The sequence below is a fragment of the Flavobacterium erigeronis genome, from assembly GCF_054075165.1.
Window position 1 is genome coordinate 93,733 of sequence record NZ_JBSKGP010000007.1, and the last position, 26,883, is coordinate 120,615.

Annotated in this window: 16 protein-coding genes; 12 read left to right on the forward strand and 4 right to left on the reverse strand. The window is 36.1% G+C overall.

What is annotated here, in order from left to right:
• The first annotated feature begins 12 nt into the window (after positions 1 to 12).
• From ACWA1F_RS14660 to ACWA1F_RS14705, 10 genes are all read left to right on the forward strand, one after another.
• Positions 13 to 1,593 carry a RagB/SusD family nutrient uptake outer membrane protein gene (locus tag ACWA1F_RS14660; RefSeq protein WP_456894578.1) on the forward strand — a complete coding sequence of 527 codons (1,581 nt, stop codon included), beginning with the start codon at positions 13 to 15 and terminating at the stop codon, positions 1,591 to 1,593.
• A 17-nt stretch (positions 1,594 to 1,610) separates the two neighbouring features.
• Positions 1,611 to 2,465, forward strand: a complete 855-nt coding sequence (locus ACWA1F_RS14665; RefSeq protein WP_456894580.1) for a hypothetical protein — start codon at positions 1,611 to 1,613, stop codon at positions 2,463 to 2,465.
• Positions 2,466 to 2,601: 136 nt separating this feature from the next.
• Positions 2,602 to 5,088 carry a glycoside hydrolase family 2 TIM barrel-domain containing protein gene (locus tag ACWA1F_RS14670; protein ID WP_456894582.1) on the forward strand — a complete coding sequence of 829 codons (2,487 nt, stop codon included), beginning with the start codon at positions 2,602 to 2,604 and terminating at the stop codon, positions 5,086 to 5,088.
• Between the two features lie 285 nt (positions 5,089 to 5,373).
• On the forward strand, positions 5,374 to 7,773 hold the full coding sequence (locus ACWA1F_RS14675) for a glycoside hydrolase family 31 protein (RefSeq protein WP_456894584.1): 2,400 nt from the start codon (positions 5,374 to 5,376) through the stop codon (positions 7,771 to 7,773).
• Between the two features lie 299 nt (positions 7,774 to 8,072).
• Positions 8,073 to 10,079, forward strand: coding sequence for a glycoside hydrolase family 97 protein (locus ACWA1F_RS14680; protein WP_456894586.1), 2,007 nt, complete (start codon positions 8,073 to 8,075; stop codon positions 10,077 to 10,079).
• Positions 10,080 to 10,304: 225 nt separating this feature from the next.
• Entirely contained in the window at positions 10,305 to 11,861 is a 1,557-nt protein-coding gene (locus ACWA1F_RS14685) for a GH39 family glycosyl hydrolase (RefSeq protein ID WP_456894588.1), read from the forward strand.
• A 97-nt stretch (positions 11,862 to 11,958) separates the two neighbouring features.
• On the forward strand, positions 11,959 to 14,193 hold the full coding sequence (locus ACWA1F_RS14690; RefSeq protein WP_456894590.1) for a glycoside hydrolase family 3 C-terminal domain-containing protein: 2,235 nt from the start codon (positions 11,959 to 11,961) through the stop codon (positions 14,191 to 14,193).
• Between the two features lie 99 nt (positions 14,194 to 14,292).
• On the forward strand, positions 14,293 to 15,795 hold the full coding sequence (locus ACWA1F_RS14695) for a cellulase family glycosylhydrolase (RefSeq protein ID WP_456894592.1): 1,503 nt from the start codon (positions 14,293 to 14,295) through the stop codon (positions 15,793 to 15,795).
• Between the two features lie 112 nt (positions 15,796 to 15,907).
• Positions 15,908 to 17,854, forward strand: coding sequence for a sialate O-acetylesterase (locus ACWA1F_RS14700; protein ID WP_456894594.1), 1,947 nt, complete (start codon positions 15,908 to 15,910; stop codon positions 17,852 to 17,854).
• A gap of 326 nt (positions 17,855 to 18,180) precedes the next feature.
• Complete coding sequence (locus tag ACWA1F_RS14705) at positions 18,181 to 20,646, forward strand: glycoside hydrolase family 95 protein (RefSeq protein WP_456894596.1); 2,466 nt, start codon at positions 18,181 to 18,183, stop codon at positions 20,644 to 20,646.
• A gap of 500 nt (positions 20,647 to 21,146) precedes the next feature.
• On the opposite strand, the gene ACWA1F_RS14710 is transcribed toward ACWA1F_RS14705, so the two are convergent.
• From ACWA1F_RS14710 to ACWA1F_RS14725, 4 genes are all read right to left on the reverse strand, one after another.
• Entirely contained in the window at positions 21,147 to 21,818 is a 672-nt protein-coding gene (locus ACWA1F_RS14710; protein WP_456894598.1) for a hypothetical protein, read from the reverse strand.
• 5 nt (positions 21,819 to 21,823) lie between these two features.
• Entirely contained in the window at positions 21,824 to 22,816 is a 993-nt protein-coding gene (locus ACWA1F_RS14715) for an alpha/beta hydrolase (RefSeq protein ID WP_456894600.1), read from the reverse strand.
• 232 nt (positions 22,817 to 23,048) lie between these two features.
• Complete coding sequence (locus ACWA1F_RS14720) at positions 23,049 to 24,149, reverse strand: helix-turn-helix domain-containing protein (RefSeq protein WP_456894602.1); 1,101 nt, start codon at positions 24,147 to 24,149, stop codon at positions 23,049 to 23,051.
• 346 nt (positions 24,150 to 24,495) lie between these two features.
• The gene (locus ACWA1F_RS14725) at positions 24,496 to 25,041 is read right to left on the reverse strand and encodes a CvpA family protein (protein WP_456894604.1); all 546 of its coding nucleotides are present in this window, start codon (positions 25,039 to 25,041) and stop codon (positions 24,496 to 24,498) included.
• Between the two features lie 329 nt (positions 25,042 to 25,370).
• Here ACWA1F_RS14725 and ACWA1F_RS14730 point away from each other — a divergent pair, with 329 nt between their 5' ends.
• The gene (locus ACWA1F_RS14730) at positions 25,371 to 25,727 is read left to right on the forward strand and encodes a hypothetical protein (protein ID WP_456894606.1); all 357 of its coding nucleotides are present in this window, start codon (positions 25,371 to 25,373) and stop codon (positions 25,725 to 25,727) included.
• A 128-nt stretch (positions 25,728 to 25,855) separates the two neighbouring features.
• Positions 25,856 to 26,875: a phenylalanine--tRNA ligase subunit alpha gene (gene pheS, locus ACWA1F_RS14735; protein WP_125718092.1), complete on the forward strand. Its 1,020-nt coding sequence runs from the start codon at positions 25,856 to 25,858 to the stop codon at positions 26,873 to 26,875.
• The last annotated feature ends 8 nt before the right edge of the window (positions 26,876 to 26,883 follow it).

Below are 26,883 nucleotides of genomic sequence, written 5' to 3' on the forward strand. Positions count from 1 at the left end.
ATTTTGAAAATCATGAAAACATATATAAAATTATTTGCCCTTTCAAGCTTACTTGTTTTGGGTTCTTGTTCGGAAGATTTTTTAGAAAATGAACCATATACAGATAAAGTAACGGAGAATTTTTATAAAACTCCATCTGACGCTTTTGAAGGCTTAGTAGCGGTTTACGATATTTTGCAGAGAGAAGCTTACGGTACACAATTGATCGTAAGTGAACAAGCTTCTGACAACTGTTTCGGCGGATTTGGAATTGCAGATCCAACAGTAGATTTGCAATGGGACCGCTTTCAATACAATACAGATAAGGATATGAATGCCTTAACATGGACAAATTCTTATCTTGGAATTTACCGAGCTAACATTTTGTTAGAAAATCTGGATAAAGTAAACTGGGGAGCAGACACTGCTTTGAAAACTCGTTACGAAGCTGAAGCACGTTTCTTAAGAGCACACTTTCATTTCCAAGCTGCAAAAATGTTCGGAGATATTGTTCCGTTAGATCATACTGTAACAACAAGTGAGTTTGAATTGCCAAGACAAGCACCAGAAGTTACTTATGCTTTAATTGCAAACGATTTAAAATTTGCTGCAGACAATTTAGGACCAGAAAATTACTCGCAAGCAGGAAATGCAAACTACGGACGCATTACAAAATGGGCTGCCGAAGCTTATTTGGCTAGAACATTTTTATTCTACACTGGAGCTTACAGCAAAACAGATTTGGCTGGTGTAGTAACAAAAGCACAAGTCGTAACTTATATTAATGATGCTGTAAATAACAGTGGGCATGGTTTAGTAGCTGATTTTGCTAATCTTTGGTTAGCGGCTTCTTTCGAAAATTTTGCTGGAGAAGACAATACAGAAATGGTTTGGGCAGTTCGTTTTAACGGATCAGGAAAAGGAAACTGGGATCTTCATGAAGGAAACCGTTTCCAAGTAAACATTGCGCCACGTGGTGGTTCAATCGGAAGATATGCAACAGGATGGGGAGGAGCAACGGTTAATCCTAAATTGGTAAATGCTTACGAAACGGGAGATTCTAGAAAAGCAGCTTCGTTTATTGATTACGCAGGCGAAAATTTAAATTTTGATGCTCAAGCTAGAGAACAGCGTCAGTATACAGGATATTCTTGGAAAAAATATTGTCCGATTACTAATGCAGCAGGAACGGCAGTTGTTGAGGCAAACGGAGGAAATTTCCAAATTGACAACTACCAAGATTATGCTATTATTCGTTTTGCAGATGTTTTATTAATGGCAGCTGAATTGAATTTGGGTACGAATGATGCATTAGCGCAAACAGATTTAGACAGAGTTCGTGATCGTGCTTTCAAAAACACAACACATAGAATTCCAGTAACTAAAACTGCTATTATGGAAGAGCGTCGTTTAGAATTGGCATTGGAAGGATTACGTTATTTTGACTTAATCAGACAAGGAATGCCAGCAATGAAAGCTGCGATTGATAACAATACTGGAGACTCTCAGTTTGCAGTAACCTTTAGACCAGAAACTTTGGGATGGTTTGCTTTGCCACAGTCTCAGATTGTACTTTCGAACAATACTATTCAGCAAAATCCAGGTTGGAATTAATTTAAAACAAAATGACTATGAAACGTATATTATATATTTTAATAGCAGCTGTTACGATTGGTTCGCTGTTATTTTCATGTGAAGCAATTGACGATCGCGAAAGCCTTCCAGCAGTTAATTTGACACCAGAAACCCTTAAGTTTTCTATAACACAAGATGCTACAAACAAAAATCTTGTAAATTTTAAAAGTGATGACCCAACTGTTATTGCATTTTGGAAATATGTAGATGCATCAGGAAATGAATTAGGGCATTCGAACAAAAGCACAGATCAAGTAATCTTGCCTTTTGCAGGAAAATATAAAATCTATTACACAGCTTACACAAGAGGAGGTTCTGTAGAAGCAGCTCCGGTTGAAATAAATGTTCCCGAAAATGATGAATCTTATTTTAGAGATCCAAAATGGGAAATGCTGACCAATGGTGTTGCTGGTAAAACTTGGGTTTTAGATTTCGTTGATCCAGTAGGATGGGCAGGTTTAGATTACCCAGCTGCATCTGGAGATAACTGGAGCTGGCTGCCAGACTATGCAAGCAATTCTTGGGTAATGGCTAATAAAGATTGGGGTCAAATGTATTTTGATTTGAACGGAAATTATAATACATCGGTTACGCAAACAGCGATTGCAAACAACACTCAAACAACAAAAAAAGGAACCTATTCATTTGATATTGCAAATAATAAATTAGTTTTTAATGGTGGAGTAGAAATGCTTTATGGTGGAGACTATTATGGAGACTGCAGCAACTGGATCAGTGTAAAAGTAGTTGAGCTTACAGCAACTTCTATGAGACTTGCTGTTATACGAGACAAAAGTAGAACTGGTGAAGGAGTTTGCTTAATTGTATTCCACTACAAGCCAAAATCATAAGTTAGTTAGTTTTGAAGTCTCAGTTTTAAACATGTTTATAACATGCTTTAAGACTGAGACTTAAATTATTTTATGAAGAAATAAATGAAATCGTTTTTTATTTCTATCTTCAAATTCCAAAAAATAAAAAGTACCTATGCATATTAGAAAAAACATAAAAAATATACGTTTATGGGCAATCGCAGCTGGAGTTCTTTTCTTGAATTCCTGTGCTAAAAAAGAAGATGCATTTGTAAACCGAAAAGTTTCTTTTAATACTGATTGGAGTTTTCATCTTAATGATAGTATAATTGATAAAGACACTATCGGAACTTCAACCAAATGGAGAGCTTTAAACGTACCTCACGATTGGAGCATCGAAGGAAAATTTGATGAAAAAAGTCCTGGCGGTTACGGTGGAGGATCGCTTAACGGAGGTTTAGGCTGGTACAAAAAAACATTTAAAGTTGCTGCACAAGACAGCACAAAAGTAACTTCAATTACTTTTGATGGCGTTTACAGAAACAGTGAAGTTTGGGTAAACGGTCATTATTTAGGAAAACGTCCAAATGGCTATATTGGCTTTCAATATCAAATCTCTAAGTTTTTAAATTATGGAGAAAAAAACAACGAAATAATTGTTAAGGTTGACAATTCAAAACAGCCTAATTCACGCTGGTATTCGGGTTCAGGAATTTTTAGAAATGTCTGGATCGAAACCACAGATAAATTGCACGTTGGATTATGGGGGACTTATATTACAACTCCAAAAGTTACAGCAGAAAAAGCTTCGGTAAGTATTGAAACGACGATTAAAAATCAATACAAAGAAGCTAAAAAGGCAACTGTAATCACAACTATTTTTAAAGAAGACAAAGAAGTAACATCAGTTACTCAAGATATAACAATCAATGCTGGTGAAAACCAAACTTTGAACCAATCGGTTGAGGTTGAGAATCCTATTTTATGGTCGGATGAAAAACCAGAATTGTACACAGCAGTTACGGAAATTTCGCTTGACGATAAAATAATAGATCAATACAAAACGACTTTCGGGATCAGAGATTTCAAATTTGATTTGAACAAAGGTTTTATTTTGAATGGAAAACAAGTCAAAATAAAAGGAGTTTGTATGCACCACGATTTAGGTCCGTTGGGTTCAGCAATCAACACACGCGCTATCGAACGTCAGTTGGAAATCCTGAAAGAAATGGGCGTAAACGGAATCAGAACTTCACACAATCCTCCCGCTCCAGAACTTTTAGAGCTTTGCGATAAAATGGGTTTCATTGTGATGGACGAAGCTTTTGATATGTGGAAGCAAACTAAAACCAAATACGATTACGGCAACGATTGGGACAAATGGCACAAACAAGATTTAATTGATCAATTGTTACGCGACCGAAATCACGCCAGTATTTTTATGTGGAGTATTGGAAATGAAATTCCAGAACAATGGAGCCAAACAGGTGTTGAAATTGCAAAAGAATTAGCAGTCATTACGCGCGAGTACGATAAAACACGTCCGTTGACTGCAGGAATGAATCCGCCCGTAAACATGAATATTGATGCGGTGACTTTGCAATTTGAGAAAAAGGATGTTTCGATTAATCCGCTTGCTGGATCTGGAGTTTTAGATTTGATTGGCTACAATTACGCGCATCAGACATTCGAACATCATCTGAAAAATTTCCCCAAAACCCCTTTCATTGCAACTGAAACGACTTCAGGTTTACAGACAAGAGGTTATTATGACGCTGTTTCAGACACGATTAAAAAATGGCCTGTTCGTTGGGATCTTAAATTTACAGAAGGAAATCCAGGAAATACCGTTTCGGCTTACGATCAAGTGCAGACACCTTGGGGATCTACACATGAAGCGACTTGGAAAATCATTAAAAAACACGATTTCTTGGCTGGAATGTATGTTTGGACAGGTTTCGATTATATTGGAGAACCAACTCCGTACGAATGGCCATCAGTTAGTTCGTATTTCGGAATTGTTGATTTAGCCGGTTTCCCGAAAGACGTCTATTATATGTACCAAAGTGAATGGACAACTAAAGACGTTCTTCATATTTTCCCGCATTGGAACTGGAAAGCTGGACAAACCGTTGATGTTTGGGCATATTACAATAATGCCGATGAAGTTGAACTTTTCGTAAACGGAAAATCTGTTGGAAAAAGAGCTAAAAAAGGTGATGATTTACACGTAATGTGGAGAATTCCTTTTGAAGCAGGAACGCTTAAAGCGATTTCTCGTAAAGGCGGAAAAGTAGTTTTAGAAAAAGAAATTAAAACCGCTGGAAACCCTTCACAATTAAAATTAACTGCCGACAGAGCTTCAATCAAAGCCGACGGAAATGATTTGTCTTTTGTAACGGTAGATATTTTAGATGCTAATGGAACTTTAGCGCCAAATGCCAATAATGAAATTAACTTCTCATTAAAAGGAGACGGAAAAATTGTAGGCGTTTGCAGTGGAGATCCAGTAAGTCACGAACCGTACAAAGGAACAAAACACACGGCACTGGCTGGAAAATGTTTGGTGATAATTCAATCTTCAAATAAAACAGGAAGATTAGAATTAACCGCTAAAGCAAACGGATTAAAACAAGCTGCAATTGTAATTACAGCAGAATAATAAGTTTGCGCTCCTGCAAGGTTTTCAAAACCTTGTAGGTATGAATTTAACGAACAGATTTTAAAAAGAAAATATAACCACAAATTACACAAATTCCCGCTAATTAAATTTGTGATAATTTGCGCAATTTGTGGTTAAAAACACATACAGCTATGTGCTTTTAAACAAATGAAATGCCTTTTTAACGCAAAGAAAAGCTATGATTCTATGTGTTAAAAATTAGTAAAAGTTTAAACCTACAAGGTTTTGGAAACCTTGTAGGATGAAAAAATAAAAAAATAATCAATGAAAAAATCACATTTAAAAACCTTGTTCTCGATTTGTGCTTTTGGACTTCTAACCGTTCCAAATGCTTCAGCACAAATTCAGAATGCAGACGTATTAAACGCACCGATCGATATCAGCAAAGATTTTCAGAACTATTTGAATACCTTTTATTTTGCAGATGAATTGGCATCTTTTGATCCTGCGACAGGAAAAGGAACAATTAAATATTTAAGATACAATTACAAAACGCGTCAGGCTTTCAACAACATGATGATGAAACCCGATGTGGAGAAAGCAAACGAATTCCCAACAACAGAATACGCAGAATCTCCAGTTTTGCCGTTCGAAATTCAATTTGTTTCTGATAGAACTATTAGAATCAAAACAACTTCTGGACCGCAATTTCATCCGCAAAAGGAATCTCTAATGTTGGTTGACGGCGTTGCGCCAAATCACCCAGAATTATGGAAATATGCTAAAATTGAAGGAGGTCATAGCTATACAAGTAAACACGGAAAAGTCGAAATTTTGACAAAACCGTGGCACGTAAAAATCTACGATGAAAAAGGAAAACTTTTGACAAGTACACTTCACGATACAGACTTTAAAAATACCTATACACCAACACTTCCGTTTTCTTATGTTCGCAGAAACAGCGATTATTCAAGAAGTATGGGCGCTGCATTCAGTTTAGAGCCAGACGAAAAAATATTTGGTTGTGGAGAATCCTTCACACAATTCAACAAACGCGGTTCAAAAGTAGTTTTATGGACGGATGACGCGAACGGAATCCAGAATGAAACCATGTACAAACCGATTCCGTTTTACATGAGCAGCCGTGGTTACGGAGTTTTCATGCACCATTCAACACCAATTACAGTGGACTTCGGAAAGTACTTTTCTAGTGCCAACGAAATGTATATTGGCGACGACGAAGCCGATTTGTTTTTCTTTATCGGAGAACCAAAAGACGTTTTAGATCAATACACTAATTTGACGGGAAAAGCAGCTATGCCGCCACTTTGGTCATTTGGATTCTGGATGAGTCGTATTACGTATTTCTCAGAAAAAGAAGGACGTGATGTTGCCAGAGATTTAAGAAAATATAAAATCCCAACAGATGTAATTCACTTTGACACGGGTTGGTTTGATGTCGATTGGAGAAACAATTACGAGTTTGCAAAATCTCGTTTTCCAGATGCAACCAAAATGATGTCTGATTTAAAGAAAGACGGTTTCCAAGTTTGTCTTTGGCAATTGCCGTATTTCACTCCAAAGAATACCTTGTTCCCAGAAATTATGGACAAGAATTTGGCGGTAAGAGACCGAAAAGGCAATCTTCCTTATGAAGATGCGGTTTTAGATTTTTCAAATCCTGCGACAGTTACTTGGTACCAAGGAAAATTGAAAAAATTATTTGATGAAGGTGTGGCCGTTTTCAAAGTTGATTTTGGAGAAGCTGCTCCACCCGACGGAATTTACCATTCTGGAAGAACAGGTTTCTACGAGCATAATTTATATCCATTAAGATATAACAAAGCCGTTGCCGAAATTACGCAGAAAGAAAAAGGTTATACTTTAATCTGGGCGAGAAGTACTTGGGCAGGATCTCAGCGTTACCCGTTACACTGGGGAGGAGATTCTGAAACAACCAACGGCGCAATGTCTGCAGAATTACGCGGCGGACTTTCATTAGGTCTTTCAGGATTCAGTTTCTGGAGCCATGATGTGGGAGGTTTCGCTACTAAATCTCCTGAGAATATTTACAGAAGATGGACACCATTTGGAATGTTGACTTCTCACGTAAGAAGCCATGGGGAACCGCCTCGCGAACCGTGGTTGTACAGCAAAGATTTCTTAGAAGGATTTAGAAAAGCTGATAATATGCGTTACGAATTAATGCCATATATCTATGCACAAGCTAAAGAAAGTTCAGAAAAAGGATTGCCGATGATGCGTGCTTTATTCGTAGAGTATCCAAACGATCCAGGAGCTTGGTTAATTGATAATCAATATTTATTTGGTTCAAGTATGTTGGTAGCGCCACTTTTTGAAGAGGTTGAAGAAAGAGACGTGTACCTTCCAGAAGGAACGTGGATCGATTACCAAACTAAAAAAGTATACCAATCAGGATGGCATAAAATCAAAGCGGGTGAAATTCCGATTATTGTTTTGGTAAAAGACGGAACTGCAATTCCACATATCGGTTTAGCGCAGTCTACAAAAGATATGGATTGGAGCAAATTGACTTTAAAAGTTTACGCAAGTGATAAAACAAATGCCGCTTCCGCGAAAGTTTACCTGCCAAACGGAGACGCTTTACAAGAAATCAAAGTAACCAAAAACGGAAACAATTTCGAAGTAAACACAAATCCATTAAACGGAAAAACCACTTTCAAAACAGAGTGGGTTAAGTAAAAAAGTTATAGCCACGAATTCACGAATTTTATTTTTTATAATTCGTGGCGAAAAAAAGTATAACCACAAATTACACAAATTTCCGCAAATTAAAATTTGTGATAATTTGTGCAATTTGTGGTAAAAAAATAAACACATAGAGACATAGTCCGGAAGCTTCGGGATGAATTTAAACAAGTGAAACGCCTTTTTTAAGATTCCAATAAACTATGACTCTATGTGTTTAAAATAATCTAGCCAAAGATTTTAATTAATAAAATTCGTGAATTCGTGGCTAAAAAAACATAATTCCAAAAAACATGAAAAACTATCTAATTCTCCCAGCCGTACTGCTTTCGATCACAATCGGATACAGTCAGAAAACAAAAAATGCTTACGAACTGGCTTCGCCAAACGGCCAGAATAAAATCAAATTTGAGTTAGTAAAAAATGCTCCAAAATATGGCGTTTCACACGGAAAAACCGAAGTGATTTCACCATCAGATATGGGATTTTTACTAAAAGGAAATGAAGATTTAAGTACCAATTTCGAAATCAAAGGAGCCAAAACTTCCACTTTTGATGAAACTTGGGAACAAGCTTGGGGAGAAAAGAAAAACATTAGAAATCACTACAACCAATTGGTAGTCGATTTACAGCAGAAAACAGGAAACAAAAGAAAATTACAAATCCAGTTTAGAGCTTTTGATGACGGAGTAGCTTTTAGATATGTGTATCCAAAACAAAATGTAAAAGACAGTATTTTCATCATGGATGAAAAAACTACTTTCAACCTAAAAGAAGATGGAAAAGCATGGTGGATTCCGGCAAACCGCCCAGACCGTGATGAATATTTATTTAAAGATGCTCCAGTAAGTACTTTAGATACAGTTCTAACACCGCTTACAATCGAAAGCAAAAGTGGATTGGCTTTAAGTTTTCACGAAGCCAACTTGTATGATTTTGCAAGTATGACTTTGGTAAATACAAAAGGAACAGAACTAAAATCAGATTTAGTGCCTTGGGCTGATGGCGTAAAAGTTCGTGTAAAAGATACGTTCACTTCTTCTTGGAGAACGATTCAAATTGGAGAAAATCCGGGAGAATTGATTACTTCTTATTTGATCTTAAATCTGAATGAACCAGACAAATTAAAAAACACAGCTTCTTATTTCAAACCATACAAATATTTAGGAATTTGGTGGGGAATGCACATCGGGAAATATACTTTCTGGGAAAGTGACAAACAAGGTGCAACAACCAAAAATGCTGAAACTTACATTGACTTTACAGCAAAAGAAGGTTTCAACCACTTATTAATCGAAGGTTGGAACAAAGGTTGGACGCCGGCTTGGTACGAAAATCGCATGCACATGTTCAGCTTCACGAAAAGTGCCGACAATTTCGATTTAGAAAAAGTAGTCGCTTACGGAAAAAGCAAAAACGTAGAATTAATCGGATACCACGAAACAGGTTCAAACTTAATCAACTATTTAAAAGAAGTTGACGAAGGTTTTGCTTTATACAAAAAACTTGGAATTCATACCGTAAAAATCGGTCACGTAGGATCTAAACTGAACATGAAACAAATGCACTTCGGACAATTTGGAGTAAATTATTTCAGATACATTTTAGAAAAAGCAGCGCAATATGATTTAGCCGTTTTATATCACGAATCAATTAAAGATACGGGAGAAAGAAGAACATATCCGAACATGGTTTCGAGAGAAGCAGCACGCGGTCAGGAATACAACGCTTGGAGCGAAGGAAATCCGCCAAACCATTTGAGCATTATTCCTTTTACAAGATTACTTTCTGGTCCAATGGACTTCACACCTGGAATTTTTGATGTTGAGGTAAAACAAGGTTATCCAGGAAAAAGAATTCAGGGAACAGTGGGGCAGCAATTGGCATTGTACGTAGTGCTTTATTCTCCGATTCAAATGTTGGCCGATCTTCCAGAAAACTACGAAGGAAAACCAGCTTTACAATTCTTAAAAGATGTTCCGACAGATTGGGAAGATACTAAAATCGTAGAAGGAAAAATTGGTGAATATATTACAACAGCTAGAAAAGACAGAAAAAGTGCTGATTGGTATTTAGGAACTTTAACGAATGAAAAACCAAGAAAAGTAGAGGTTTCATTATCATTCTTAGATCCAAACGCCACTTACGAAGCGCAGATTTATGTAGATGCTGAAGGAACAGATCAAAAAAATAATCCAGAAGCAGTTGCCATTTCGAAGAAAACAGTAAAAGCTTCAGATAAATTGCAATTGAATTTAGGCGGTGCCGGCGGTGGAGCGGTGAGATTTAAGAAATTATAATTCGTAGAGACGCACAGCAGTGCGTCTAACATATAATTAGACAATAAAATATTTAGCCACAGATTAAAAATCATTAAAAGATTTATGCTCTCGCAGATTTAGCAGATCAAACAGATTTTTTAATATTGAATTCTGTGTAAGAAATATAACCGCAAATTTCACAAATTTTCGCTAATTAAATTTGTGATAATTTGTGCAATTTGTGGTTAAAAAAACCATTTCCAAATGAAAAAACTTTTAATAGCAGCAGTTTTAATTAGTTCAGTCCATTTGATGGCACAAAACAGAACCATTAAGGTTGATTACAACAAATCGGCTGGAAAATTGAACACCATGTTTAAAGAATGCATTGGAGCGGGAAGAGCAAACGAAGGACTTCGCGCCGACTGGCAACAGCAATTGGCACTGACAAAGAAAGAATGTGATTTTAAATACATTCGTTTTCATGGTTTATTGTCTGATGATATGGCGGTTTACCGTGAAGATTCAAAAGGAAATCCAGAATACAACTATCAGTATGTCGATGTTTTGTTCGATTATATTTTGAGTTTAAAAATGAAACCATTTGTCGAATTAGGCTTCATGCCGAATGCACTGGCAAGCGGAAAAGAAACTATTTTTTGGTGGAAAGGAAACGTTACACCTCCAAAAGATTATAAAAAATGGGAAGATTTAATTAAAAATCTAACCCAGCATTTTACAGAAAGATACGGAGTTGAAGAAGTAAAAACATGGTATTTTGAAGTTTGGAACGAACCAAACTTGTCTCCAGGTTTCTGGTCAGGAACTCAGGCCGAATATTTCAAATTATACGATTATGCAGCCCGTGGCGTAAAAGCGGTAAACGCGGCTTATAAAGTTGGCGGACCCGCAACGGCGGGTGCAGGATGGGTTCCAGAAACTATTGAATTTTGCGAAAAAAACAATGTTCCAATGGATTTCGTTTCAACTCATACATACGGCGTAAACCAAGGGTATTTGGACGAATTTGGAACTTCGGGAACCGTTTTGAGTCCAGACGAAAACAGCATTAGCGGAGACGTTATCAATTCGCGTAAGCAAATTACCAATTCGGCTAAACCCAATTTAGAATTGCATTATACCGAATGGAGTTCTTCTTATACGCCCGCAGATCCAATTCACGACAGTTATCATTCAGCAGCGTATATTTTGCAGAAATTGAAACAAGTCGGCAATGCAGCGAATTCTATGTCATATTGGGTTTTTACCGATATTTTTGAAGAACCGGGTCCAAGATTCACACCTTTTCACGGCGGTTTCGGGTTATTGAATACGCAAGGAATCAAAAAACCAGCGTATTTCTCGTATCAGTTTTTAAATAAATTAGGAGAAACAGAACTTCAAAATGCTGATAAAACTTCATGGACGACTAAAAATGCAAAAGGCGATGTGCAAATTTTGCTTTGGGATTTTACTAATACGCATCCAGGCGAAAAAATGTGGAATCAGACGTATTATGTTAAAGATCTTCCATCAAAAGAAAAAGGAACTGTAAAAGTAGAAGTTGACGGATTGCAGAAAGGAAAATATACTTTAGAAATTTATAAAGTAGGCTACAAAGTAAATGACGTTTATGCAGATTATCTGGCTTTAAATAAACCTAGCCAGTTAACGCGTGAGCAGGTCAATTCGATGAAAAAGAAAAATAACGGCGATCCAATTGCAACAGAAAAAATTACAATCGACGCAAAAGGAACTTTTTCTAAAGAATTAAAAATTAATGAAAATGATGTTGTTTTTCTAAATTTGGTAAAACAATAAATGAAAAACAAAAAACCACAAACATATAATATTAACTGGATTTACAGATCGCGCGTGAGGAATCAAAATCTTTAAATCTAAAAACATCTAACTATCTATGAAAAACAAAATGATAATGTTGTCAGCGGTTGTTTTTGCCTTATTTGCTTCTTGTAAAAATGATGCACAGACAGCAGCTTCAAATTCGGCACAAACCGAAGAATACGTAGGAAAAGAAATCGGAACAGAGCATGACGCAGAAATCGACAAATTGATTTCGCAGATGACTTTAGAAGAAAAAATCGGAATGCTTCACGGGAACAGTATGTTTGCTAACGCAGGCGTAAAACGTTTAGGAATTCCGGAATTAAAAATGGCAGACGGACCGCTAGGAGTTCGTGAAGAAATTTCACGTGACAACTGGGCGCCAGCAGGATGGACAAACGATTTTGCAACTTATTATCCAGCAGGCGGAGCATTAGCAGCCACTTTTAATGCAGAAATGGCTCATAAATTCGGAAGCAGTTTAGGAGAAGAATTACGCGCAAGAGACAAAGACATGTTACTTTCACCAGCAATTAATATTGTGAGAACACCACTTGGAGGAAGAACGTATGAGTATATGTCTGAAGATCCGTTTTTGAACAGGAAAATTGCGGTGCCGTTGGTAGTTGGTTTACAGGAAAAAGATGTTATGGCCTGCGTAAAACATTATGCGGCAAACAATCAAGAAACAAATCGTGATTTTGTAGATGTACAGATTGACGAGCGTACACTTCGCGAAATTTACCTTCCAGCTTTTGAAGCAACGGTAAAAGAAGGAAAAGCATACAGCATTATGGGCGCTTACAATAAATTTAGAGGAGAATATTTATGTGAGAACGATTATATGCTAAACAAAATCCTTCGTGATGAATGGGGATTCAAAGGAGTCGTAGTTTCGGATTGGGCTGCGGTTCATTCTACAGCAAAATCTCTTAAAAGCGGTTTAGATATCGAAATGGGAACTCCAAAACCATTCAACGAATTTTGGTTAGCAGATAAATTAATTGCTGCAGTAAAATCGGGAGAAGTTTCAGAAAAAGAAATTGATCTTCATGTAAAACGTATTTTACGCGGTTTATTCCATATCAAAGCAATGGGCGGCGGAACACGTGCAAAAGGAAGTATCGCAACCGAAGCACATTACAAAGACGCTTACGAAATTGCTGCTGAAGCTATTGTTTTATTAAAAAACGAAAATAATGCGCTTCCGCTAAAATTAGACGGAGTAAAATCTATTGCTGTAATCGGAAACAATGCGACAAAGAAAAATGCCCTTGGCGGATTTGGAGCGGGTGTAAAAACAAAAAGAGAAGTTACGCCTTTGGAAGGTCTAAAAAACAGATTGCCTTCATCAGTTAAAATCAATTATGCTGAAGGATATTTAGAGCGTTATGACGAAAAAAATAAAGGAAACTTAGGAAATATTACTTCTACAGGACCTGTTACAATTGATAAAGTTGATCCAGCGAAAATTAAAGAAGCAGTAGAAGCAGCTAAAAATTCTGATGTTGCCATCATTTTTGCAGGTTCAAACCGTGATTATGAAACAGAAGCTTCAGACAGAAGAGATTTACATTTGCCTTTTGGACAAGAAGAATTAATCAAAAAAGTATTGGCTGTAAATCCGAAAACAATTGTAGTAATGATTGCGGGTGCTCCGTTTGATATTAATGAAGTAAGCCAAAAATCTTCAGCTTTAGTTTGGAGTTGGTTTAACGGTTCTGAAGGAGGAAATGCTTTGGCAGATGTTATTTTAGGAAAAGTAAATCCATCAGGAAAATTGCCTTGGACAATGCCTAAGAAAATTCAAGATTCTCCTGCGCATGCCACAAACAGTTTCCCTGGAGACAAAACAGTAAATTACGCAGAAGGACTTTTGGTAGGATACCGTTGGTTTGATACTAAAAATGTAGCGCCGTTATATCCTTTCGGTTACGGATTATCATACACTACTTTTGCTTTAGAAAATGCAAAAACAAACAAAACCGATTACGCACAAAACGATGTTATTGAAGTTTCGGTTGATGTTAAAAACACAGGAAAAGCAGACGGAAAAGAAGTGGTTCAAGTATATACTTCTAAATCGGATTCTAAAGTGACACGTGCTTCAAAAGAACTGAAAGGTTTCAAAAAAGTAGCAGTTAATGCAGGAAGTTCAGAAACAGTAACAATTAAAGTTCCTGTAAAAGAATTAGCGTACTACGATGTTACTTCAAAAAAATGGGTAGTAGAACCAGGAAAATATACTATTAAAGTAGGAACGTCTTCAAGAGACATCAAAAAAGAAATCGCAGTAACAGTTAAATAACCCAGTTATTCTTCTTCTTTATTATAAATGAAATTGACGCCAGCCTATTTAAAGCTGGCGTTGATTTTAAAAACTTACACTTAACTTAAACCAAACCAAATGAAAATACCAATCAAAGATTACATATTGAGTCTAGTTTTATGTTTTGCTTTTTTAGGAGTTTTAGCCTGCAGTTCAGACAAGGAAGAAAATCCTCCAGTAAGTATAAAATCGTTAGGAGCCAGTACAGATAAAATTGATTTTGAAAGCAAAGAAAAAACTATTGAAGTAACTGTTAATTCTAATGGAATTGCATGGACTTTGACAAGTCCTGTAAGTTGGATAAAATTAAGCCAGAGCGCTGGAAGTTCAGGAAGTACAATCGTGAAAATTACCGCTTTAGAAAATACAGCTGCATCGATAAGAAATGCGGTGGTTACATTAACAGGAAGTCAAGTTCCGTCTGTGTCAATTTCAATTTCACAGGCAGCGGCTGAAGCAACAACCTTATATCCAAGTTACAATACCAATCCGATTGCGACAGACGCTTCGGGCATGGGAAGTTCGGCAGTTGAATTGGCGGCCAAAATCAAATTAGGTTGGAATATCGGAAATACTTTGGAAGCAACAGGCGGAGAAACCGCTTGGGGAAATCCGAAAGTAACAAAAGCTTTAATCGACGCTGTAAAAGCAAACGGATTTAATGCTATTCGAATTCCGTGTTCGTGGAATCAGAATTTAGAAAACGCTGCGACAGCAAAAATCAAAACCGATTGGTTAAATCGTGTAAAAGAGGTCGTTCAATATTGTGTTGATAACGATATGTATGTTGTAGTGAATATTCACTGGGACGGCGGCTGGCTGGAAAACAATATTACCGAAGCCAAAAAAGTAGAAAATAACGCCAAACAAAAAGCTTTCTGGGAACAAATCGCAACGCACTTACGCGGATTCGACGAGCATTTACTTTTTGCAAGTGCCAATGAACCTGCTGTTGAAGATGCCGCACAAATGGCCGTTTTAAATTCCTATCACCAAACTTTTATTGATGCGGTTCGTTCGACTGGAGGGAAAAATGCAACTCGTGTTTTGGTTGTTCAGGGTCCAACAACCGATATTGAAAAAACAAACAAATTAATGACTACATTGCCAGTAGATAAAGTTACGGGCAGAATGATGGTCGAAGTGCATTATTATTCTCCTTGGAATTTTGCCGGTTTAACCAAAGACGAAACATGGGGTAAAATGTTCTACTATTGGGGAGCTGGTTTTCACTCCACAATCGATACGGAACGAAATGCAACTTGGGGTGAAGAAGCCGATCTAGAAAAGAATTTCAAACTAATGAAAACGCAATTTGTAGATAAAGGAATTCCGGTTTTGTTAGGAGAATTTGGAGCAATTCGCAGAACGACTTTGACAGGCGATGCTTTAATACTACATTTAAATTCGAGAGCGTATTATTTAAAAACGGTCGTGAAAACAGCAAAAGCAAACGGACTTTTACCTTTTTATTGGGATGAAGGAAGCATCGGAAATAATGGTTTTGGAATTTTCAACAGAAGCGATAATTCTGTCTTCGATACAAAAGTTTTAACCGCTTTAAAAGAAGGTTTACAGTAAAAAATCTTTTAAAACCATATAAGTGATATAAGTAAATGTAATTACAATAGCTAATTTAAATTTAAAAAATCTTATATCACTTATGTGGTTTAAAAAACATAAAATTAGAAAAATGAAAAAAATAATTGTTTTTATTTTATTGATAGTTAGTGTTATAGCTAATGCTAATGTTAGAATGCCTTTACTGTTTTCTGACGGAATGGTATTGCAACGCAACAAACAAATTCCGATTTGGGGTTTTGCAGATGCGAATGAAAGTGTCGAAGTGCATTTTAACAAACAAATTAAAAAAACAACAGCCGATAAAAACGGAAAATGGACGCTAAATTTAAGCCCAGAAAAAGCTGGCGGACCATTCGAATTAATCATTATCGGAAAAAATAAGATCACCATCAAAAATGTTTTGGTTGGCGAAGTTTGGATTTGCAGCGGACAATCGAATATGGAATTTCAGGTTTTTAAAACGATGAATTCAGAAAAAGAAATTGCAGATGCCAATTATCCAATGATTCGTCATTTTGGCGTGGCGCAAGATTTAAGCGGAACTCCGAAAGACGATTTAAAGCAAGGAAAATGGGAAGAAGCTAACAAAGAAAACGTTGGTAATTTTACAGCGGTAGGTTATTATTTCGCCAGAAAATTATATTCAGAATTAAAAATTCCAATCGGAATCATTAATACTTCTTGGGGCGGAACCAATGTAGAAACGTGGACAAGCCGTGAAGCTTTCGAAAAAAGTGACGAATTTAAATCGATGATTGCCAATGTTCCAACGGTAGATATCAATGCTATTTTTGAAACGTATAAAAAATCGGTTTTAGATAATCTGAAAAAAGTGCAGGGATTTGAAGTTTCGATGGAAAACGAAGAGCAGTTTAAAAACGCCAATTTTCAAGATAAAAACTGGCCTGAAATAAAAGCGCCTTCACTTTGGGAAAACCAGCAAATCGGAAACATCGATGGAATTGTCTGGATGCGTAAAACTATAATTTTAACAGCCGAACAAGCCAAAAAAGAAGCCGTTTTACATTTAGCAAAAATAGACGACGAAGACAAAACCTATGTAAACGGAGTAGAAGTTGGAACCAATAATCTTTGGGATGCAAAAAGAATTTATAAAATTCCAGCAAATGTGCTGAAAGAAGGAACAAATGTAATTGCCGTTCGTATTACAGATTATTCTGGAGGCGGAGGAATCTATGGCGATCCATCCAACTTAAAAATCGATTTTAAAGACACCAATCTTCCGCTTGACGGACTTTGGAAATTCAACGTGATAAAAGTTAGAATCGAAGTTTCGCCAAACAGTTATCCATCGTTATTGTACAACGCGATGGTGAATCCGTTGGTTCCGTATGCAATTCAAGGCGCTTTATGGTATCAGGGCGAAGCCAATGTTTGGCGCGCGAAACAATACAAAAAAGCATTTCCGTTAATGATTAACGATTGGAGAAGCAAATTCAAACAAGGCGATTTTCCATTTTATTTTGTGCAGTTATCCACTTTCGACGAATTCGGAGGCAACAGTCAAAAAGGAAGCCGTTGGGCAGAACTTCGCGAAGCACAATCAGAAACTTTAAAATTGCCCAATACCGGAATGGCCGTGACAACCGATATCGGAAACGCAAAAGACATTCATCCAACCAACAAACAAGACATTGGTTTACGTTTGGCGTCAATCGCAATGAATAATATTTACGGTAAAAAACAAGTTCACAGCGGACCAACTTATAAATCTAAGGAAATAAAAGGAAATCAAATCATCCTAACTTTCGATAACATCGGCAGCGGACTTTCAACGCCAAATAACGATGAATTAAAAGGTTTCGAAATCGCAGGTGCAGACAAAGTTTTTCATTCCGCGAAAGCGATAATTAAAGACAACAAAATCATAGTTTCGAGCGAAAAAGTTCAAAATCCAGTTGCCGTTCATTACGGTTGGGCAGACGATGATACGGCAATCAATCTTTTCAATAAAGAAAAATTCCCAGCATCACCATTCAGAACCGATAATTGGGAAATGGTTACAGAAAATGAAGTTTATAAAGTTAGTAAATAAGTTCTTAGTTTTTAGTCCTTAGTTCTTAGAAATGAATAATATTTGGGCGTGACCCTACCGAGATAAGAAGGCAAACATACTTTACGAAAATACGCCTTCTTATCTCGGTAGGGTCGGGCTATCCGGGCTACTTCGGTAGCTTCCTCCTATCCCTCACGCAAGCAAAGCATTAATGGACGTTTTGTTTGTCATTCCGAGGAACGAGGAATCGCACTAGGAATTCCGCAAAGAGAATTATCAATCTTTGTAGATTTACGAGTGTGATTCCTCGTTCCTCGGAATGACAAAATAGGAGACGATAAATAAAAACCAAAACAACAAAGCCTATGAATTCAAAAATCATAAAAAAAACATTTTACATTTTACTTCTAACATCTTTCTGCACAAAAGCACAATCCACTCATAAATTGTGGTACAAACAACCCGCAGAATTCTTTGAAGAGAGCCTGGTTTTAGGAAACGGAAAAATGGGTGCAACGGTTTTTGGTGGCGTGAATTCAGATAAAATTTATTTGAATGATATTACGCTTTGGTCGGGTGAGCCTGTTTATCCTCTTATGAATAGTAAAGCATATAAAAACCTACCCGCAATTCGTGAAGCGCTTAATAAAGAAGATTACAGGTTAGCTGAAGAATTGAATAAAAAAATTCAAGGAAAAAACTCAGAATCTTATGCCCCACTTGGAACATTAGAAATAAAAAACCATCATACAGGAAAAGCTTCAAATTATTATAGAGAGTTAGATCTTGCAAATGCGACTTCAAAGATTAGTTATGAAATCGATGGTGTAAAATTTACGAGAGAATATTTTGTTTCGGCGCCAGATCAAATTATGATTATTAAATTGACCAGCAGTAAAAAAGGGGCTTTAAGTTTTGATTTGCAATATAGTAGTTTATTAGAATCAAATATTGAGGCAAAAAAGAATAGTCTAGCTCTCAACGGGCGTGCTCCAATGCACGAAAACCCAGGATATTTTGAATATACTGAGGGATATCTCCCAGCAGGTTATTTTGATAAACAGAAGGCATTTGCTCATTTAAAAAAAGAAGCTTTAAATAAGCAAAAAATTATAAAAGGTACTCGTTTTACTTCTTTATTAAAAATTAAAAATACGGATGGAACAATCGTAAACACAGATTCAGCTTTAGGTTTGAGAAATGCGACCGAAGCGATAATTTATGTTTCTGTAGCAACCAGCTTTACAGGATTTGATAAATCGCCATCAATTGACGGAGTATCGGAACCAATAGCCAAAAAGGAATTAAATAAAGCTTTTTCAAAATCCTATGACAAATTAAAAACCGCGCATATAGCCGATTATCAAAAATTCTATAATCGTGTCAATTTAAATCTAGGAAAAACAACTGCACAAGATTTACCAACAGACGAACGTTTATTGCGTTATGCTGACGGAAAAGAAGATAAAAATCTCGAAATTCTGTATTTCAATTACGGACGTTATTTATTAATTAGTTCTTCCAGAACATTAGGCGTTCCTGCTAATTTGCAAGGACTATGGAATCCGCATTTGAGTCCGCCTTGGAGCAGTAATTATACCATGAATATTAATCTGGAAGAAAATTACTGGCTGGCAGAAAACACCAATCTTTCAGAAATGCACAAATCTCTTTTGAGCTTTATTAAAAATCTTTCTGTGACTGGAAAAGTTACGGCTGAAACTTTTTATGGAGTGAAGACAGGTTGGGCTGCGGCGCACAATTCAGACATTTGGGCAATGACCAATCCGGTTGGACAATTCGGAAAAGAAGATCCGATGTGGGCTTGCTGGCCAATGGCAGGTGCGTGGCTGAGTACGCATATTTGGGAACATTATATTTTTAGTCAAGATCAAGATTATTTAAAAAATGAAGGTTACCCGCTAATGAAAGGCGCGGCCGAATTTTGTATGGGATGGCTAGTAGAAGATAAAAATGGAAATTTGATTACAGCTCCGTCAACTTCGCCAGAAAATCAATATAAATTGGCTGATGGTTTTGTTGGAGCTACATTTTATGGAGGAACAGCCGACTTGGCAATGATTCGTGAATGTTTTGATAAAACAATTAAAGCTGCTAAAATTTTAAATATTGACGCCGAGTTTGTAAAAAAAATGGAAGCAGATTTAGCCAATTTGCATCCGTATCAAATTGGTAAAAAAGGAAATCTGCAAGAATGGTATTTCGATTGGGAAGATAATGACCCAAAACACCGTCACCAATCACAACTATTCGGACTTTTTCCTGGGAATCATATTACACCGATTAAAACCCCTGATTTAGCGGAAGCATCCAAGAAAACTTTAGAAATAAAAGGCGACGAAACTACAGGTTGGTCAAAAGGTTGGAGAATCAATCTTTGGGCAAGACTTTGGGATGGAAATCGTGCGTATAAAATGTACCGCGAATTACTGCGCTACGTTGATCCTGACGGAAAGAAAACCGAAAAACCAAGAAGAGGCGGAGGAACATATCCGAATTTATTCGACGCGCATCCGCCGTTTCAAATTGATGGAAATTTTGGAGGAGCAGCGGCTGTTGCAGAGATGTTGGTGCAATCAGACGAAAACGAAATTAGATTACTGCCTGCTTTACCAGACGCTTGGGAAGAAGGTTCTGTAAAAGGCCTTTGCGCTCGAGGCGGATTTGAAATCGAAATGAACTGGAGCAATAAAAATCTTCAAAAACTGATTGTTTCTTCTAAAAAAGGAGGAAAAACAACTTTGATTTTGGGAGATAAAATAAAGAGAATTGTTTTGAAAAAAGGGGAAAATAAAGAGATTGTTTTTTAAATAAATTTGTCACCCTGAGCGAAGTCGAAGGGCGTGCCAATTGGGGCGTGGCTTCGACTCCGCTCAGCCTGACAAACGATATAAACCCGACAGGTTTCTAAAACCTGTTGGAATTTGTTGTTAAAAATGCTTCAGAGAAGAATCATATTTATAGAAAAATAGTTTCAAAACTTAAAGAGCTCCAGCGGAGCGACATATTATTCATTAGGAATAAATTTATATGTCGCTCCGCTGGAGCTCTTTTATAATGGCATGATTTAATTTCTATAAATATTTCACTCCTCCGGAGTTTTCTTCTTATTACTTCTGACCTTGAAAAGGTCAAATATTTATAGAAAGTGACATTGTCTAGACGTACGACCCCGAAGGGGTCGAATAATTAGGTGCGTAAATTTTTTATATAAACATATAATCCCTTCAGGATTAACTGTAAGTCGAGTAAACCCGACAGGTTTTTAAAACCTGTTGGGTTTAAACTTTGTATCGAATCAATTAATTAATTAATCCAATTTATTATATCCTAATTGCACATAAAACGGAATCATTGGTGTGGTTTTAAAATCTTGTGTTATTACTTTTCCAGCTCTTAAAGTGAGATCGCTTTTGCTGAAAGAATAACCGCCTTGAATTCCAAAATTAAAATTTCCTCCAGTTGTGGGTTCGTACCAGCCATTTTTAACTTCTGGATAAACATCTTTATAAATTTCAGAATGTTTAAAATGCGTTACAATCGCTTTATCAAAACCAAATTCTCCTGCGACAAACCATTTAGGTTTATAATAACCAATTGTAATCGAAGCATCGGCACCAAAATTTTGTAAAGTCACAATCGGATTTCCATAACGTCTGTAAATGCCATGAATAGCTGTGCTAAAACGAAAATTTTCAATTTGATAAATATGTATTTGTCCACCAATTTTGGTTTTAAAATCATCAAAAATAACTTCGCCAGATGCAAAAGAAATCGAACTTTCGAGAATAATCGGCATTTTGGCTTTTAAATGATAACCATAATTTAGTCCATAAACAAAACTATATTCCCAGCCCGCATTGGCATTCAAAATATGTTTTTCTTCACTTTTCAAATTTTCCCAATTAATGGTTTGCGATTGTAAAATGTTAGAGTAAAGAAGTGAAAAGAGAAATGTGATTATTGCTAGTATTGCTTTCATGTCAGTTATTTTAGATTATTCAAATAATTCAATACCAAAGGCTCGACATTTTCCCATTTGAAATAAATCATTTCGTGGCCAGTTCCTTTCACTTCTTCAATTTCAGAAAGAGGAAAATAAGCGGCTTCTTTTTGTGCAAAACTCAATCCGTAAGATTCATTTAATTCGCCATATAAAAACAAAACATTAGTCTGATATTGATCGAGATTTGTAGTAAAATCAAAACCTTCATTTTCTGAAATATCTATAAAGCTTTCTAAAACCGTGGTTCCGATTCTCCAAAACGGAGAAGGTCCTGGAATTCCCTCTGTATTTCCTTTTGCATAAGAAAAACTCGATGAGATTCCGTATTTATAATCTAAAATAGCATGCTGGTTTTCTTTCCCAGTTATAAATTGATCGACATACAAAAGATTGCTCGTCACCTCAGAAAAAAAATTGATTTTGCGGCTCATTTCGCCATATTCGTCTAGTAGATTTTTGTTGAGTCCGCCTGGTTCTGCCAAGATTAAGCCACCAATTTTATCAGGATATGAATTCACATACGCTGTTCCGAGCATGGCGCCCCAAGAATGTCCAAACAGAAATACTTTTTGATTGGGAGAAGTTCTATAATATTCAATAACCGATGTTAAATCATCTAAAACCAGTTGAATCGAATAGCTTTTTTTGTCATGACGTTTGGATAATCCCGAACCACGCTGATCGTAAAAAATGACGTAATAACCGTCATCGGCAAGTTCTTGTACGTTTAATCCGTTTCGGTAATCAGAACCTGGACCGCCGTGTAAAAATACAAGCATCGGATCGTTTGGATTCCCAAAGGTTTCAGCATGCAGTTGTGTTCCGTTTACAAAAATCGAAGGAAGTGATGAATCTTCATCGACGGTTTTCGGAACTAAATATCCAGATTCATTAATGTTATTTTCATTTTCACATCCAATAAAAAAGAAAATTAAAACAGCTGTTACGGCTGAGTAAAGTAAGTTGGTTTTCATTGCAAGAATTGATTAAAATTTCTGCAAAGATGCGCTCCAGTACTATGCTGGTCGCCCCAACTTGTAAGGTGGGGCTTTTTTTAAGTGCAGAAAATTGCCACAAAGGCGCGAAGGCACAAAGATTTTTTGTTTCAAGCAGATTGAGCAGATTTAAACAGATTTTTTTAATCTTTTTTCTAGGAGTGTTAGAAAAAAAACTTTGCACCTTCGTGCCTTTGTGGCATTAAAAAACTTATTTTAAATATTCAGAAGGAGAAAGTCCAGTTACTTTTTTGAAGTTTCGGTTAAAAGCTGTTTTTGAATTGAAGCCACATTCAAAAGCAACCGAAAGTAGAGTATATTTTTCGTTTTCAGGAAGAAGTATTAATTTTTTAAATTCTTCAACTCGTTGTGAATTGATGTAATCATAAAAGTTTTTTCCCTCCGCCGAATTGATAACCTGTGACAAAATGTTAGGGTGAATGTCTAGTTTTTGAGATAATTCCGCTAAAGTCAGATCAGGGTTTTTATAGAGTTTTTCATCCTTCATAATCTGCGTTAATTTTTGATGAATGGATTGAAGTTCAACGTTGCTTAAACCTGACCTCTCGTATTTTATTTTTTCTGAAACAGTTTCAATTTCGATATTTTCATTAAAAGAAACATTCAAAACTAAATTTTGGGCGATTGTTTGATTGGTAAAAATCCCAACCTGTTTGATTCCGAAATAGCCAATAAACATCAGATAAAAAACGACGAAAGAAAAGATATATTCGTCTTCAAAAAAAATGACGACGCACCAAATAATACTCGAACCTAAAATTAAGTACTGTAACCAGCGAAGATTGATTTTTTCGCTTGACGAAAATTGATCAGAAATATTTTTCTGGTGTTTGGAAAGTTTTCTTAGCGAGAGCAAAGCATACGTTATTCCAGAAAGTAGAATGAAACCGTATAAAACCAAAATCAGATTTTCGTAGCCTTTGCCTTCATTTTCGAAGACCTTTAATTTTTCAGAAAAGGGAAGTGAAAAAAACGGCATCAGAAATAAAACCGCAATTATAAAAGGCAGAAAATGCAAAAGATTGTATTTTTTGTACTGATTCTGATTCGTTAAAGCAGAAGTATACAAATACAAAAATGGGCCTTGTAGCAACGGCATTGGAAGTTCAAAACCTAAAAGAAAAGGAAACGAAGCAAAATCTTTTTGATAATGCAGGTAATACAAAAACAAATGAAAACCGGTGCAAAATAACCAAAGCGCCAAAATTTTATCGGCTTGACTTTTGTTTCGTTTGCTTGCGAGAATAACAACCAGAAAAAAGGTAATTATAATGCCCGTTAAATACAACATATTGGTTTTTGATTTTAGTTAAATCGGTTGTTGGAAATACGGAGCAAGATAAAATATTTCTTGCAAATATTTGAAGATGAAATGTTTTGGATTTGTTATTTTAGAAATCTTGGTAGAATCAAGATAAAAATGCTTCGGAGAAGCAAAATATTTATAGAAATGAAATCATCTAACACAAAAAAGCTCCAGCGGAGCGACATATTTACATTTTTACAAGATTTAGCCGTCGCTCCGCGGGAGCTCTTATACATCTGAATGATTAACATTTCTATAAATATTTTGCTCCGCTGGAGCTCTCTTTCGTTTACGTAATTAATTTCTATAAACATTTAACCCCGTTGGGGTTTTATTCGTTCTCAGAATTTTCTTTTTCTTCCGATTTCTGAGAATGCTCTTTTTTAAAACTTTCGTACCATTTTTCAATCGACGGATAAACAAAAGCGGCCACTTTTTTCACGGGATTATAAAAAACGTATGAATCCAGGGTTTCCTTTTTGGCAAAAGTGTTATTGAAGTTTATTTTTTCGAATAAAGCAATGAAAATACTCAAGATCAGAATCGTTTTTAAAACCCTGAAAAATCCGCCTCCAAGTTTGTTCATCCAGCCTAACATGGCAAAATCGGCTATTCCGGTTAAGATTTTGGCTAAAAAATAAACGCCGATCACGACCAGAATAAAAGTCAGGATAAATGCTGTGATTTGAATATTAGTCGGATTCCAAGACACGTGTTTTGAAATCATTTCCGTCATTAAAGAAGAAAATTTAATGGCAAGGTAAATTCCTAAAAGCAACGAAATAAAAGAAGCGACTTCTACAAAAAGTCCGTTTTTGATGCCTTTATATAAACTATAACATAAAAGAACGGCAACGATAATATCAAAAAAACTCATGTTCTGGTTTGGTGTTTAATGTGGTGCAAAGATAGATTTTTTTAGTGACAGAGGTTCATAGGTGCAAAGTGACAAAGGTTTTCTTTGGGATGGAATTTTAAACACATAGCTATGTTTGTTTAAAATAAGTGAAACGCCTTTTTGTGTATGCTAAATCCTATGATTCTATGTGTTTAAAAACAACTACAACGCATATATATGCATTATATGTAAAGAGTATGTATCTTTGCGACTTCATATTTTAGAGTTCAGATTGCAGTTTCGATATTTTTAGAAATATTCAAATCACTTCGCAATTTAAAATCTACAATCATAAATCATAAATTAAAATGTCCAGAGATACACAATTAAAAGAGCGATGGGAAAAGCTCGTTGATATACTTTCTAATCAATTTTCGCAAGGCGAAGATTTAGATTTAGATGCCATAATTTACCTAATCGGCGTTCAGGAATACGGAAAAGTACACCGTGAATACAAAAAAGACGAAAAACTGAATTTAATGCACATCGCAATCTGTCGATTATTAGAGCCATACGGATTTTACGAATTCGAATATTTTGACGAAGAAGGATGGCCACATTATAAAGTTAAAGAAGAATTACCGCCTTTAAAAGCGGGAGAACAATCGGTTTTGATGAAAGAAGCGATTGTAAATTATTTTTTAGAAAGAAAATTGATAGAATAGAATTATAGATTTTAGATTTCAGAGTGTAGATTTTAGATTTTGGGTTGAAGTTTCAAAATACTTATTACTTCTAGCTTTTCACATCTCACTTTTTTATTTAAATTTGTATTCTCAAGCATTGGAGGAAAATGATAGACAAGATAAAACAACACATAGAGGAAGCAAAAGCCTTTAATGAAAAAAACAAAGAATCTTTAGAGAAGTTCCGTATTAAATATTTAGGAAGTAAAGGTTTAGTAAAAGAACTTTTCAATGAGTTTAAAAATATTCCGAACGACCAGAAAAAAGATTTTGGACAAGTAATGAATACTTTGAAAGCGGTTGCTGAAGAAAGAGTAAAATCGATTCAGGAAGAGCTTGAAAGTAAAGAAGAATCAAAAGGAATTTTTGGTGATTTAACACGTGCGGCAGAACCAGTAATTATTGGTTCTCGTCACCCAATTTCAATTGTTAAAAATCAGATTATTGATATTTTTGCGAATATCGGATTCAACGTTTCTGAAGGTCCAGAAATAGAAGACGACTGGCATAACTTTACGGCATTAAACTTACCAGAATATCACCCAGCGCGTGATATGCAGGATACGTTTTTTATTCAGACAAACCCAGATGTGTTGTTGCGTACGCATACATCCTCTGTTCAGGTGCGTTATATGGAAAATCACAAACCGCCGATTCGTACCATTTCTCCAGGACGTGTTTTCCGTAACGAAGCGATTTCGTCTCGTTCGCACTGTATTTTCCATCAAGTGGAAGGATTGTACATTGACAAAGATGTTTCTTTCGCAGATTTGAAACAAACGTTGCTTTATTTCACTAAAGAAATGTTCGGAAAATCTAAGATTCGTCTTCGTCCGTCTTATTTCCCGTTTACAGAACCAAGTGCCGAAATTGATATTTATTGGGGACTAAAAACAGAAACCGATTATAGAATCACTAAAGGAACGGGCTGGTTGGAAATTGGAGGTTGCGGAATGGTAGATCCAAACGTTTTGAAAAACTGTGACATTAATCCAGACGAATACAACGGATTTGCTTTCGGAATGGGTGTAGAGCGTATCGCAATGCTTTTATACCAAATTGGCGATATCCGTATGTTCTACGAAAATGATGTTCGTTTCTTAGAGCAGTTTAAAGCCAACATATAATTTTAGAT